This window comes from Pseudomonas sp. CAU 1711, assembly GCF_039888625.1.
GTDB lineage: Bacteria > Pseudomonadota > Gammaproteobacteria > Pseudomonadales > Pseudomonadaceae > Aquipseudomonas.
Map to the genome: position 1 here is coordinate 248,754 of NZ_JBDQQT010000003.1, position 13,201 is coordinate 261,954.

General features: G+C 65.7%; 15 protein-coding genes and 1 other RNA gene. 12 read left to right on the plus strand and 4 right to left on the minus strand.

The genetic code is table 11. The features are described from left to right. The first annotated feature begins 2 nt into the window (after positions 1-2). From AAFN46_RS04760 to sthA, 9 genes are all read left to right on the plus strand, one after another. On the plus strand, positions 3-1,211 hold the full coding sequence (locus tag AAFN46_RS04760; protein ID WP_347807547.1) for an NADH:ubiquinone reductase (Na(+)-transporting) subunit B: 1,209 nt from the start codon (positions 3-5) through the stop codon (positions 1,209-1,211). Continuing rightward, entirely contained in the window at positions 1,204-1,989 is a 786-nt protein-coding gene (locus AAFN46_RS04765; RefSeq protein ID WP_347807548.1) for a Na(+)-translocating NADH-quinone reductase subunit C, read from the plus strand. Before AAFN46_RS04760 ends, AAFN46_RS04765 begins: the two co-directional genes overlap by 8 nt. Before the next feature lie 3 nt (positions 1,990-1,992). Then, the gene (locus AAFN46_RS04770; protein WP_347807549.1) at positions 1,993-2,661 is read left to right on the plus strand and encodes an NADH:ubiquinone reductase (Na(+)-transporting) subunit D; all 669 of its coding nucleotides are present in this window, start codon (positions 1,993-1,995) and stop codon (positions 2,659-2,661) included. Further along, positions 2,661-3,269, plus strand: coding sequence for an NADH:ubiquinone reductase (Na(+)-transporting) subunit E (gene nqrE / locus AAFN46_RS04775; protein ID WP_347807550.1), 609 nt, complete (start codon positions 2,661-2,663; stop codon positions 3,267-3,269). The genes AAFN46_RS04770 and nqrE overlap by 1 nt, the downstream gene beginning before the upstream one ends. A gap of 7 nt (positions 3,270-3,276) precedes the next feature. Next, positions 3,277-4,503, plus strand: a complete 1,227-nt coding sequence (nqrF, locus tag AAFN46_RS04780; protein ID WP_347807624.1) for an NADH:ubiquinone reductase (Na(+)-transporting) subunit F — start codon at positions 3,277-3,279, stop codon at positions 4,501-4,503. A 61-nt stretch (positions 4,504-4,564) separates the two neighbouring features. Continuing rightward, a non-coding RNA gene (locus AAFN46_RS04785) (sX9 sRNA) lies at positions 4,565-4,650 on the plus strand. Between the two features lie 76 nt (positions 4,651-4,726). Further along, entirely contained in the window at positions 4,727-5,650 is a 924-nt protein-coding gene (locus tag AAFN46_RS04790; RefSeq protein WP_347807551.1) for an FAD:protein FMN transferase, read from the plus strand. Further along, on the plus strand, positions 5,647-5,880 hold the full coding sequence (gene nqrM, locus AAFN46_RS04795) for a (Na+)-NQR maturation NqrM (RefSeq protein ID WP_347807552.1): 234 nt from the start codon (positions 5,647-5,649) through the stop codon (positions 5,878-5,880). Before AAFN46_RS04790 ends, nqrM begins: the two co-directional genes overlap by 4 nt. A gap of 95 nt (positions 5,881-5,975) precedes the next feature. Beyond that, positions 5,976-7,370, plus strand: a complete 1,395-nt coding sequence (gene sthA / locus AAFN46_RS04800; protein ID WP_347807553.1) for a Si-specific NAD(P)(+) transhydrogenase — start codon at positions 5,976-5,978, stop codon at positions 7,368-7,370. 257 nt (positions 7,371-7,627) lie between these two features. Here the strand turns inward: sthA and AAFN46_RS04805 are convergent, their stop codons facing one another. From AAFN46_RS04805 to AAFN46_RS04815, 3 genes are read right to left on the minus strand one after another with little or no spacing between them, the layout of a single operon-like run. After that, entirely contained in the window at positions 7,628-8,347 is a 720-nt protein-coding gene (locus AAFN46_RS04805; protein WP_347807554.1) for a glycerophosphodiester phosphodiesterase, read from the minus strand. Beyond that, a complete protein-coding gene (locus AAFN46_RS04810) occupies positions 8,344-8,643 on the minus strand; it encodes a phosphodiesterase (protein WP_347807555.1) in 300 nt (99 codons plus the stop codon). The genes AAFN46_RS04805 and AAFN46_RS04810 overlap by 4 nt, the downstream gene beginning before the upstream one ends. Continuing rightward, entirely contained in the window at positions 8,640-9,215 is a 576-nt protein-coding gene (locus AAFN46_RS04815; protein ID WP_347807556.1) for a PilZ domain-containing protein, read from the minus strand. The genes AAFN46_RS04810 and AAFN46_RS04815 overlap by 4 nt, the downstream gene beginning before the upstream one ends. Before the next feature lie 98 nt (positions 9,216-9,313). Between AAFN46_RS04815 and AAFN46_RS04820 the strand changes: the two genes are divergently transcribed. From AAFN46_RS04820 to AAFN46_RS04830, 3 genes are read left to right on the plus strand one after another with little or no spacing between them, the layout of a single operon-like run. Beyond that, positions 9,314-10,570, plus strand: a complete 1,257-nt coding sequence (locus AAFN46_RS04820; protein ID WP_347807557.1) for a lipoprotein-releasing ABC transporter permease subunit — start codon at positions 9,314-9,316, stop codon at positions 10,568-10,570. Further along, entirely contained in the window at positions 10,563-11,246 is a 684-nt protein-coding gene (gene lolD / locus AAFN46_RS04825) for a lipoprotein-releasing ABC transporter ATP-binding protein LolD (protein WP_347807558.1), read from the plus strand. The genes AAFN46_RS04820 and lolD overlap by 8 nt, the downstream gene beginning before the upstream one ends. A gap of 1 nt (position 11,247) precedes the next feature. After that, on the plus strand, positions 11,248-12,492 hold the full coding sequence (locus tag AAFN46_RS04830) for a lipoprotein-releasing ABC transporter permease subunit (RefSeq protein WP_347807559.1): 1,245 nt from the start codon (positions 11,248-11,250) through the stop codon (positions 12,490-12,492). Positions 12,493-12,568: 76 nt separating this feature from the next. Here AAFN46_RS04830 and AAFN46_RS04835 read toward each other — a convergent pair whose 3' ends face one another. After that, complete coding sequence (locus AAFN46_RS04835; RefSeq protein WP_347807560.1) at positions 12,569-13,105, minus strand: DUF2062 domain-containing protein; 537 nt, start codon at positions 13,103-13,105, stop codon at positions 12,569-12,571. Positions 13,106-13,201: the final 96 nt, after the last annotated feature.

Genomic DNA, 13,201 nt, shown 5'->3' on the forward strand with positions numbered 1-13,201 from the left:
CCATGTCCTTGCGTAAATTCCTCGACAAGATCGAGCACAACTTCGAGCAGGGCGGCAAATACGAGAAGTGGTACGCCCTGTACGAGGCGATCGACACCTTCTTCTACCGCCCGGGCAGCGTGACCAAGAGCACCGCCCACGTGCGCGATGGCATCGACCTCAAGCGCATGATGATCACCGTGTGGGCGTGCACCTTCCCGGCCATGTTCTTCGGCATGTGGAACATCGGCTACCAGGCCAACAGCATCTTCGCCGGCAACGCCGAGCTGCTGGCGGCCCAGGAAGGCTGGCGCTTCGGCCTGATCGGCGCGCTGGCGGGCTTCGACCCGAGCAGTGTGTGGGATAACTTCATCCAAGGCGCGGCGTTCTTCCTGCCGGTGTACCTGACCACCTTCATCGTCGGCGGTTTCTGGGAGGTGCTGTTCGCCTCCATCCGCCGCCACGAGGTCAACGAGGGCTTCTTCGTCACCTCCGTGCTGTTCGCCCTGACCCTGCCGCCGGACATCCCGCTGTGGCAGGTGGCCCTCGGCATCAGCTTCGGCGTGGTGATCGGCAAGGAGGTGTTCGGCGGCACCGGCAAGAACTTCCTCAACCCGGCCCTGGTCGGCCGTGCCTTCCTGTTCTTCGCCTACCCGGCGCAGATGTCCGGCGACGCGGTATGGACCTCGGTGGACGGTTTCGCCGGCGCCACCGCGCTGTCCGTGGCCGCCTCCGGCGGCATGGAGCAGGTCGCGGCCAGTGGCCTGAGCTGGTGGAACGCCTTCGTCGGCCTGGAGCAGGGCTCCATGGGCGAGACCAGCACCCTGGCCATCTTCATCGGCGGCGCCTTCCTGCTGCTGACCAAGATCGCCTCCTGGCGTATCGTCGCCGGCGTGATGCTGGGCATGGTCGCCATGAGCTACCTGTTCAACGCCATCGGCTCCGAGACCAACCCGATGTTCGCCATGCCCTGGTACTGGCATCTGGTGGTCGGCGGCTTCGCCTTCGGCATGATCTTCATGGCCACCGACCCGGTGTCGGCGTCCATGACCAATACCGGCAAGTGGCTGTTTGGCGCGCTGATCGGCGTGATGGTGGTGCTGATCCGCGTGGTCAACCCGGCCTTCCCGGAAGGCATGATGCTGGCGATCCTGTTCGCCAATCTCTGTGCACCGCTGATCGACCATTTCGTGGTGCAGGCCAACATCAAGCGGAGGATCGCCCGTGGCTAACAAGGAATCCACCGTTCGCACCCTGACCGTCGCGGTGCTGGTGTGCCTGGTGTGCTCGGTGTTCGTCGCCGGTGCCGCCGTGGCGCTGAAACCGACCCAGGCGGAGAACCGCCAGCTGGACAAGCAACGCAGCATCCTGGCCATCGCCGGTCTGGGCGAGGCGGGCATGAGCGCCAAGCAGGTCAAGCAACTGTTCGGCGAGCGCATCCAGGCCAAGGTCGTGGATCTGCAGCAGGGCACCTTCAGCGATGCCCAGGACCCTGCCAGCTTCGACCCGCTCAAGGCGGCCAAGGACCCGCAACTGTCCCAGGCCCTGAGCGGCGAGCAGGACATCGCCTCGATCAAGCGTCGCGAGCAGTTCACCACCGTGTACCTGGTGGAGCAGGATGGCGCGCTGGATACCCTGATCCTGCCGGTGCGCGGCTACGGCCTGTGGTCGACCCTGTACGGTTTCATCGCGGTCAAGGGTGACCTCAACACCGTGGTCGGCTTCGGTTTCTACCAGCACGGCGAGACTCCCGGTCTCGGCGGCGAGGTGGACAATCCGAAGTGGAAGGCCCTGTGGACCGGCAAGACCCTGTTCGACGAGCAGGGCACGCTGGCCGTGGAAATCATCAAGGGCAGCGTCGATCCGCAGTCGGCCAAGGCGAACCACCAGGTCGACGGCCTGGCCGGCGCCACGCTGACCAGCAAGGGCGTGAACAATCTGCTGCATTTCTGGCTCGGCGAGAACGGCTTCGGCCCGTTCCTGGCCAAGCTGGGCAAAGGGGAGGCATAAGCGATGTCGCAACCGACCTATAAAGAAGTCCTGCTCAACCCGATCTTCAACAACAACCCCATCGGCCTGCAGATCCTCGGCATCTGCTCGGCCCTGGCGGTGACCTCCAACCTGAAGACCGCGCTGGTGATGTCGGTGGCCCTGACTCTGGTCACCGCCTTCTCCAACCTGTTCATCTCGCTGATCCGCAGCCAGATCCCCAGCTCGATCCGCATGATCGTGCAGATGGTGATCATTGCCTCCTTGGTGATAGTGGTGGACCAGGTGCTCAAGGCCTTCGCCTACTCGCTGTCCAAGCAGCTGTCGGTGTTCGTCGGCCTGATCATCACCAACTGCATCGTGATGGGCCGCGCCGAGGCTTTCGCCATGCAGAACCCGCCGCTGCTGTCGTTCTTCGATGGGGTCGGCAACGGCCTGGGCTACAGCGCCATGCTGATCGCCCTGGGCTTCGTGCGCGAGCTGTTCGGCGCCGGCAAGCTGCTCGGCTACACCATCCTGCCGACCGTCAACGACGGCGGCTGGTACCAGCCCAACGGCATGCTGCTGCTGCCGCCCTCGGCGTTCTTCCTGATCGGCCTGTTCATTTGGGCCGTGCGTAGCTGGAAGAAGGACCAGGTGGAAGCGCCGAGCTTCAAGATGGCGCCTCAGGTATCCAACAAGGAGGCCTACTGATGGAGCACTACCTCAGTCTGTTCGTGAAGGCCGTGTTCATCGAGAACATGGCACTGGCCTTCTTCCTCGGCATGTGCACCTTCATCGCCATTTCGAAGAAGGTGGAAACCGCCATCGGCCTCGGCATCGCCGTGATCGTGGTGCAGACCATCACCGTGCCGGCCAACAACCTGATCTTCGCCTACCTGCTCAAGGACGGCGCGCTGGCCTGGGCCGGTCTGCCCGAGGTGGACCTGTCGTTCCTCGGCCTGCTCAGCTACATCGGGGTGATCGCCGCCATCGTGCAGATCCTCGAGATGCTGCTCGATAAGTACGTGCCCAGCCTGTACAACGCCCTCGGCGTGTTCCTGCCGCTGATCACCGTGAACTGCGCCATCATGGGTGGCACCCTGTTCATGGTCGAGCGCGACTACAACCTCTCCGAGAGCGTGGTCTACGGCGTCGGCTCCGGCTTCTCCTGGGCTCTGGCCATCGCGCTGCTGGCCGGCATCCGCGAGAAGCTCAAGTACAGCGATGTGCCGGACGGCCTGCAGGGCCTGGGCATCACCTTCATCACCATCGGTCTGATGTCGCTCGGCTTCATGTCGTTCGGCGGCATTCAGCTGTAAGGAGCACCTGATGGGATTTGAAATCGTACTGGCCATCGGCATGTTCACCGCCATCGTCCTGGCGCTGGTGGTGATCATCCTGGTGGCGCGCGCCAAGCTGGTGTCCAGCGGCGACGTCAACATCGTCATCAACGGCGAACGCACCCTCACCGTACCGGCCGGCGGCAAGCTGCTGCAGACCCTGGCGGCGAACAACGTGTTCCTGTCCTCCGCCTGCGGCGGCGGCGGCACCTGCGCCCAGTGCAAGTGCGTGGTGGAAAGCGGCGGCGGCGAGATGCTGCCGACCGAGGAATCGCACTTCACCAAGCGCGAGGCCCGCGAAGGCTGGCGCCTGTCCTGCCAGACCCCGGTCAAGCAGGACATGCACATCGAGGTCGAGGAGTCGGTGTTCGGCGTGAAGAAGTGGGAATGCACGGTGGAGTCCAACCCCAACGTGGCCACCTTCATCAAGGAGCTGACCCTGCGCCTGCCGGAAGGCGAGAGCGTGGACTTCCGCGCCGGCGGCTACGTGCAGCTGGAGTGCCCGCCGCACGTGGTGCACTACAAGGACTTCGACATCCAGCCCGAGTACCGGGGCGACTGGGACAAGTTCAACCAGTGGAAGTACGTGTCCAAGGTCGACGAGACCGTGATCCGCGCCTACTCCATGGCCAACTACCCGGACGAGAAGGGCATCGTCAAATTCAACATCCGTATCGCCTCGCCGCCGCCGGGTAAGGACCATCTGCCGCCAGGCCAGATGTCGTCCTGGGTGTTCAACTTGAAGCCCGGCGACAAGGTCACGGTGTACGGTCCGTTCGGCGAGTTCTTCGCCAAGGAAACCGACGCCGAGATGGTCTTTATCGGCGGTGGTGCCGGTATGGCGCCGATGCGCTCGCACATCTTCGACCAGCTCAAGCGCCTGGGCTCCAAGCGCAAGATCAGCTTCTGGTACGGCGCGCGCTCGCTGCGCGAGGCCTTCTACACCGAGGAGTACGATCAGCTGGCCGCGGAGAACGACAACTTCGAGTGGCACCTGGCGCTGTCCGACCCGCAGCCGGAAGACAACTGGACCGGCCTGACCGGCTTCATCCACAACGTGCTGTACGAGCAGTACCTCAAGGATCATCCGGCGCCGGAAGATTGCGAGTTCTACATGTGTGGCCCGCCCATGATGAACGCCGCCGTGATCAAGATGCTGCTGGATCTGGGCGTCGAGCGCGAGAACATACTGCTGGATGATTTTGGTGGCTAAAACTTGGCCTGATTGGCTACTGCGCTTGCGTCTTGTGCCACAGGCAGTGCTCGGAATCCTCATGTACTACTCGTACACTGCGGTTCCTGCGCGCTGGCTGCGACCCAATACGCTGCGCTCGCTACGCCACTCAAGCCAAGTTTGTCCCGCCTTATGCCTGCTACTGACCAGCGCTCTGCTGGTCGGCTGTGGCGAGAAGATCGAGGAGTTCGGCGGCCCGACCATGGGCAGCCACTACTCGCTGAAGTACCTGGCGGGCGAGGGCACGCCCGAACCCGCCGCCCTCCAGGCCGAAGTCGAAGGCCTGCTGGCCGAAGTGGACAAGCAGATGTCCACCTGGCGCAGCGATTCCGACCTATCCGAATTCAATCGCATGCCGGCACACAGCTGCCGTGCCATGCCGGCTGCCGTACTGGAACTGGTGCGTGCCGGCGACGCGCTGAGCGTCGAAAGCGCCGGTGCCTTCGACCTGACCCTGCAGCCGCTGCTCGATCTGTGGGGCTTCGGTCCGCAGTCGCGTGGCGAGAAGGTGCCCAGCGCCGAGCAGATCGCCGAGGCGCGCGCCCGCGTGGGCCATCGGCATCTGCAGATCGGCGAGAAGCGCCTGTGCAAGGACGCCGCCGTACAGCTCGATCTCAACAGCATCGCCGCCGGCTACACGGTGGACCGCATCGCCCGACGCCTGGACGAACTGGGCGTGCGGAGCTACCTGCTGGATGTCACCGGCGAGCTGCGTGCGGCCGGACGCAAGCCGGATGGCTCGCCCTGGCGCATCGCCATCGAGGCGCCGCGTGACGACCGCCAGGTGGCGCAGAAGGTGCTGGCGCTGGATGGCCTGGGCGTGTCCACCTCGGGCGACTACCGCAACTATTTCGAGAAGGACGGCAGGCGCTACTCGCACACCCTCGACCCGCAGACCGGCGCGCCCATCACTCATCGCCTGGCCGCGGTGACGGTGGTCGATCCGTCGACCCTTCGCGCCGACGGGCTGTCTACTCTATTGATGGTGCTGGGGCCGGAGCGCGGCTATGCCTTCGCCGAGCAAGCGGACGTCGCCGCCTTCTTCGTCACCCGCACCGACCAGGGCTTCGCCACGCGCGCGACGCCCGCATTCACTCGCCGTTTCGGCGAAGGAGATACCCCATGACCTGGGTCCTGGTTTTCGCTTTGATGTTGCTGGTGGTGCTGGGCATGGCCGTCGGCGTGATCTTCGGGCGCAAGCCCATCGCCGGTTCCTGCGGCGGCATCGCCAATCTGGGCATCGAGAAGGAATGCTCGATCTGCGGTGGCAGCCGCGAGAAGTGCGAGGAGGTCAACCGCGACAAGAGTGGCGATGTAGTGCAGGCAAAGCTCGCCTACGACGCGACCAAGCGCTAATGTGCCGGGCCAAAGGCTCCGGCTAAGCTGGAGCGATGACAAGAAGCACCTGCAGGGCGCCATGGGCGCCCTGAGCAGTTCTGAAAGGAGTAAGCATGGCGGTCTACAACTACGACGTGGTGGTGCTGGGCTCGGGCCCGGCGGGCGAGGGCGCGGCGATGAACGCGGCCAAGGCCGGACGCAAGGTGGCGGTGGTCGACAACCGCCCGCTGGTCGGTGGCAACTGCACCCATCTCGGCACCATCCCGTCCAAGGCCCTGCGCCACTCGGTGCGGCAGATCATGCAGTACAACACCAACCCGCTGTTCCGCCAGATCGGCGAGCCGCGCTGGTTCTCCTTTCCCGATGTGCTGAAGAGCGCCGAGCGGGTGATCGCCAAGCAGGTCGCCTCGCGTACCGCCTACTACGCGCGCAACCGCACCGACGTGTTCTTCGGCACCGCCAGCTTCGCCGACGAGCAGACCGTGGAAGTGGTCTGCTCCAGCGGTGTGGTGGAGAAGCTGGTGGCCAAGCAGATCGTCATCGCCACCGGCTCGCGCCCCTATCGCCCGGCCGACGTCGACTTCCACCACCCGCGCATCTACGACAGCGACACCATCCTCAGCCTGACCCACACCCCGCGTCGCATCATCATCTACGGCGCCGGGGTGATCGGCTCCGAGTACGCCTCGATCTTCAGCGGCCTGGGCGTGCTGGTCGACCTGATCGACAACCGCGACCAGCTGCTCAGCTTCCTCGACGACGAGATTTCCGATGCGCTGAGCTACCACCTGCGCAACAACAACGTGCTGATTCGCCACAACGAGGAGTACGAGCGCATCGAGGGCCTGGAGAACGGCGTGATCCTGCACCTCAAGTCGGGCAAGAAGATCAAGGCCGACTGCCTGCTGTGGTGCAACGGCCGTACCGGCAACACCGACAAGCTGGGCCTGGAGAACATCGGCATCAAGGTCAACAGCCGTGGGCAGATCCAGGTCGACCAGCACTACCGCACCGAGGTCAGCAACATCTTCGCCGCCGGCGACGTGATCGGCTGGCCGAGCCTGGCCAGCGCCGCCTATGACCAGGGCCGCTCGGCCGCCGGCAGCGCGGTGGAGAACGACAGCTGGCGCTTCGTCGACGACGTGCCGACCGGCATCTACACCATTCCCGAGATCAGCTCGATCGGCAAGAACGAGAAGGAGCTGACCCAGGCCAAGATCCCCTACGAAGTGGGCAAGGCCTTCTTCAAGGGCATGGCCCGCGCGCAGATCTCCCACGAGCCGGTGGGCATGCTGAAGATCCTGTTCCACCGCGAGACCCTGGAGATCCTCGGCGTGCACTGCTTCGGCTACCAGGCCTCGGAGATCGTCCATATCGGCCAGGCGATCATGAACCAGAAGGGCGAGGCGAACAGCATCAAGTACTTCGTCAACACCACCTTCAACTACCCGACCATGGCCGAGGCCTACCGGGTGGCGGCGTTCGACGGGCTCAACCGGCTTTTTTGAGCGGCTCCGACCGGTGGCCTGAACCGGTCGGGGGCGAGCCCCTCGGCGACTCCCGCAACTGGCGCTGGCCGAACCGGGAGAGCTTCTGACCAGGCGCGACAGCTGCAAGAATAAACCGGCCCTTGGGCCGGTTTTTGCTTTCACCCCTCTCCCTCTGGGAGAGGGGAGGGGCGGCCCGCGTAGGGGTGAGGGAGTGTCAGGCTGCTCGGAGTTGCCTGCGCGTCCCTCACCCCAACCCTCTCCCAGGGGGAGCTGGCTCAGCGTTTGAGGGTATCCACCGCCAGCCCCGGGAAGTCGGTGATGATGCTGTCCACGCCGAAGTCGGCCAGGCGGCGCATCAGTGCCGGCTCGTTGACCGTCCACACCGACACGTGCAAGCCGGCTTTCTGCGCCTTGAGCAGGCGCTCCGGGGTGCACAGGGTCCAGTTCAGGGCGAGCATGGAGCAGCCGTGGTGAGCGGCGACCTTGAGTGGGTCGAGCCAGTTGTATTCGGCTACCAGGCCGCGCGACAGCTCCGGCGCCAGGCGACGCAGGGAGCGCAGCACCTCGCGTGAGCTGCTGGTGACGGTGACCCGATCCTTGATGCCGAAGCGCTCGGCCAGCGCCTGGATGGCCAGCACGGTGCGCGCGGCGCGCACCCGCGAGGCGCTCTTCACCTCCAGCTGCCAGTGCTCGAAGGGGCAGCGCTCGAACAGGGTTTCCAGTTTCGGGACGGGGCAGGGCGTCTTCCAGCCCGGTCCGCCCTGGCGCGCATCCAGCGTCACCAGTTCCTCGGCGTCGTGCTCCACCACCTTGCCGCGGCGGCCGGTGGTGCGCTTGAGGGTCGGGTCGTGGATCACCATCAGCTCGCCGTCGCGCGACAGGTGCAGGTCCAGCTCGCAGCGGGTGACGCCATGTTCGAGGCAGCGTTGGAAGCTGGCGAGGGTGTTTTCCGGCGCTTCGCCCTTGGCGCCGCGGTGGCCGTAGATCAGGGTCACTGTTGTTCCTTGATGGGGTGGCGTGGCTGGTGGTGCAGCACGCTGTTGATCACATGGTCGTATTCGAAGTAGACGCTGAAACTGCGGTAGTCCCAGCGGCTGATCGGCGGCTGGCCCACCGGCGGGTGTTCCTCGTCGGCCAGGCCGAAGCGCTCCAGCACCGAGCGCCTGGATTCGCCCTTGTGTGGCAGGCCGGCGACGGATTCACCCTGCTGGCCGACGGGAATCGTGAGGGTTTCGCCCTGGGCCAGAGGCGCCAGCGGCAGGCAGCAGAGCAGGGCAGGCAGCAGCCTCATCGTTGCTGTTCCTTGGCCAGGCGCCGCTCCAGCGCCTGCTTCTGCAGGATATGCCGGGCCAGCAGTTGGCGTTGGGCGTCGCTTAGCGCCTCGAACTCGGTGCCGATCTCGAACTGGCCGTTGTCGCGCGGCCGGCAGTGCACCACCTCGGCCCGCAGCAGCAGGCCGAGGGCCTGGGGCATCAACACCATCTTGATCGCCAGATGGCTGCCGAGCGGCAGCGCCTGGCCGTGGTTGAAGCTGATGCCGCCCTCGGAGATGGACACTTTGCGTGGCGCGCCGATATCGCGCAGCAGGCTCTGCGCCACGGCCTGGCCGAGCAGGTCGATGCGCTTGTTCACCACCTTGAGGTAGTTGGCCAGGGTACGGTCGCGCTCGCTGATATGGCGCAGCAGGTGCTGCGACTCGAAGTCCATCAGGTGCAGATCGCTGAGCAGGTTGAACAGCGGCGAATTGTCGTGCAGCGGTTCACTGGCGTGGGCCTCGGGCCCGGACAGCAGGCTGAAATCCAGTGCGATCGTATCGTCGATACGATAGTATTCGCGGCGATCATCGACGTCTTGATTCGACATGGCGAACCCATGGCAGCAGTGGTGGTCTGAGTGTAAAGCCGCGCGCCAGGCCCCGCCACAAGGACGTTTCTCCCTTTTCGCCAGCGAACCCCTCATTCATGTTCAGACCCCTGCCGTTCTTCATCGGCTTGCGCTACACCCGCGCCCGACGTCGCAGCCTGTTCGTCTCCTTCATCTCCCTGACTTCCATCATCGGCCTGGCCCTGGGCGTGCTGGTGATGATAGTGGTGCTGTCGGTGATGAACGGCTTCGACCGCGAGATGCGCGACCGCGTGCTGGGCATGGTGCCGCACGCCACGCTCGACAGCGCCACGCCGATCCAGGACTGGCGCACCATAGGCGAGGGCCTGCTGCGCCACCCGCAGGTCGCCGCCGTGGCGCCCTTCACCCAGATGCAGGGCCTGCTGACCCACAATGGCCAGGTGCAGAAGGTGCTGGTCAACGCCATCGACCCGGCCGAGGAGGGCAAGGTGTCGATCATCGGCGATAACTTCCTCAAGGACAGTGGCTCGCTGGCTTCGCTTGAGGCCGGCGCCTTCGGCATCCTGATCGGCGACCTGGCGGCGAAGAAGCTGGGCCTGGCCATCGGCGACAAGGTCACCTTCGTCGCCCCCGAGGTGGCGGTGACCCCGGCCGGCATGTTCCCGCGCATGAAACGCTTCACCGTGGTCGGCATCTTCCATGTCGGCGCCGGCGAGATCGACGGCCATGTGGTGATGACCCATGTGCAGGACGCCGCTCGCCTGCTGCGCCTGAAGCCGGGCGCGGTGCAGGGCATCCGCCTGAAGCTGCACGACCTGTTCCAGGCGCCGCAGGTGGCCTGGGAGCTGGCCGGCCTGTTGCGCGAGCAGGACTTCTACGCCCGCGACTGGACCCGCACCCACGGCAACCTGTACCAGGCCATCCGCATGGAGAAGACCATGATCGGCCTGCTGCTGCTGCTGATCGTCGCGGTGGCGGCGTTCAACATCATCTCCACCCTGGTGATGGTCGTGACCGACAAGAAGGCCGATATCGCCATCCTGCGCACCCTCGGCGTCACGCCGCGGCAGATCATGGCCACCTTCATGGTTCAGGGCTCGGTAATCGGCGTGGTCGGCACCCTGCTCGGCGGCGTGCTCGGCGTGCTGGCCGCGCTCAACGTCAGCGCGGCGATCAAGGGCCTGGAGAGTCTGCTCGGCATCCAGTTCCTCAATGCCGAGGTGTACTTCATCGACTACCTGCCGTCGCAGGTGCAGGGCGCCGACGTGGCGCTGGTCTGCGGCGCCGCCCTGGTCCTGAGTTTTCTCGCCACCCTTTACCCGGCCTGGCGTGCGGCGCGCACCCAGCCAGCGGAGGCTTTGCGTTATGAGTGACAAGTCGGTCCTGAGTTGCCGCAATCTGGGCAAGAGCTACGAGGAGGGCCCGCAGACGGTCGAGGTGCTGGCCAATGTCGAGCTGGAGCTGCTGCCCGGCGAGCGGGTGGCCATCATCGGCTCCTCCGGCTCGGGCAAGAGCACATTGCTGAACATGCTTGGTGGCCTGGACACGCCGAGCAGGGGCAGCGTCTGGCTGGCCGGCGAGGAGCTGTCGGCGCTGGGCGAAAAGGCCCGTGGCCTGCTGCGCAATCGCGCCCTGGGCTTCGTCTACCAGTTCCACCACCTGCTGCCGGAGTTCACCGCGCTGGAGAACGTGTGCATGCCGCTGCTGATCGGCAAGACGCCGATCGCCGAGGCGCGCCGGCGTGCTGCCGCGCTGCTTGAGCGCGTCGGTCTCGGCCATCGCCTGTCGCACAAACCGGCCGAGCTGTCCGGCGGCGAGCGCCAGCGCGTGGCCATCGCCCGCGCCCTGATCAACCAGCCGGCGCTGGTGCTGCTCGACGAGCCCACCGGCAACCTCGACCAGCACACCGCGCATGGCATCCAGGAGCTGATGCGCGAACTGAGCCGTGACTCGCGCACCGCCTTCCTGGTGGTGACCCACGACCCGCAACTGGCGGCGCAGATGGATCGCGTGCTGCGCCTGGAAGAGGGCCGACTGGTAGCCGCCTGATATGTTCAGACCCATTTCGCTCTTCGTCGGTACCCGCTACACCCGGGCCAAGCGGCGCAACCACTACATCTCCTTCATCTCGCTGACCTCGATGATCGGCCTGGGCCTCGGTGTGCTGGCGATGATAGTGGTGCTGTCGGTGATGAACGGCTTCCAGAAGGAAATGAGCTCGCGCATCCTCGGCATGGTGCCGCACGCCACCCTCAGCGCCGACAAGCCGCTGGACGACTGGCAGGCGCTGGCCGGTCTCGCCATGCAACACCCGCAGGTCACCGGCGCGGCACCCTTCGCCGAGTTGGAGGGCATGTTCTCCTACAAGGGCAGCATGCAGCCGGTGCAGGTCAACGGCATCGACCCGGCCGAGGAGCGCAAGGTCTCGATCATCGGCGAGCACATGGTCCAGGGCCGCCTGGAGGACCTCAAGGCCGGCGAGTTCGGCGTGGTGATCGGCGAGATCAGCGCGCGTCGCTTCCGCCTCGGCCTCGGCGACAAGCTGACCCTGATCGTGCCCGAGCCGAGCAACGCCGCCGGCGGCATCACCCCACGCATGCTGCGCCTGTCGGTGGTCGGTGTGTTCAAGGTGGGCGCCGAACTGGATGGCAGCCTGGCGCTGATCCATATCGCCGACGCCGCCAGCATCCAGCGCCTGGCCGACGGCCAGGTGCAGAGCGTGCGCATCGCCCTGAAGGATCTGTACCAGGCGCCGCAGGTCGCGCAGCGGATCGCCGCGCAACTGGGCGACGGCTATCGCGCGGTGACCTGGCAGCAGACCCAGGGCAGCCTGTTCAGCGCCATGCAGATGGAGAAGACCATGATCGGCCTGCTGCTGCTGCTGATCATCGCGGTGGCCGCCTTCAACATCATCGCCACCCTGATCATGGTGGTCGCCGACAAGCGCGCCGACATCGCCATCCTGCGCACCCTGGGCGCCACGCCCGGGCAGATCATGGCCACCTTCATGGTCCAGGGCACGGTGATCGGCTGCATCGGCACCCTGGTCGGCGGCGTGCTGGGGGTGATAGTCGCGCTCAATGTCAGCGCCTGGGTGGCCTGGCTGGAGCGCGCCGCCGGCATGCACATCTTCAGCTCGGACGTGTATTTCATCAGCAGCCTGCCGTCGGACCTGCGCGGCCTGGATGTGCTGCTGATCTGCGGCGCGGCGCTGAGCATGAGCTTCCTCGCCACCCTCTATCCCTCCTGGCGTGCCTCGCGCACGCAGCCGGCCGAGGCGCTGCGCTACGAGTGAGGCAAACAAAGACGCCGCTATTCAGCGGCGTCTTTGTTTCTGGGCCAGGGGAGCGCCCTTGTAGGAGCGGGCTCGGCTATTCGGCGGCGCTGTTTCGGGCCCGGCGGCGCTCGACGCGCTTGCGCCAGTTGTGCGCCACCCACCAGCGCCAGTAAGCCATGGTCAGGCCGTAGGCGCTGGCCGCCAGCACGCAGCCGGTGAGCAGGGAGCCCAGCAGGAAGGGCTGCCACAAAGTGCTCAGCTCGCCGGTGATCCACTCCCAGCTCATCTCCTCGGGCAGCTCGACCGGGGGCACCCCCAGCAGCAGCGCGCCCAGCTTGTAGGTGCAGTAGAAGATCGGCGGCATGGTGATCGGGTTGGTCAGCCAGACCAGGCCCACCGAGATCGGCAGGTTGGCGCGGGCCGGAATGGCCAGGCTGGCGGCCAGCAGCATCTGCATGGGAATCGGCACGAAGGCGGCGAACAGGCCCACGGCCATGGCGCGTGATACCGAGTGGCGATTCAGGTGCCAGAGGTTGGGGTCGTGCAACAGGGCGCCGAGAAAGCGCAGGGACTTGTGCTCGCGAACCAGGGTCGGATCGGGCATGTAGCGTTTGAACAGGCGACGCGGCATGGGCAGTCTCGAAAGGCAGAAGCACGGCTATTATGCACCGATGCTGACAAAGCGGCTTGGCCGCTTTGTGACAGCGGACGACCCAGGATGGGGAAA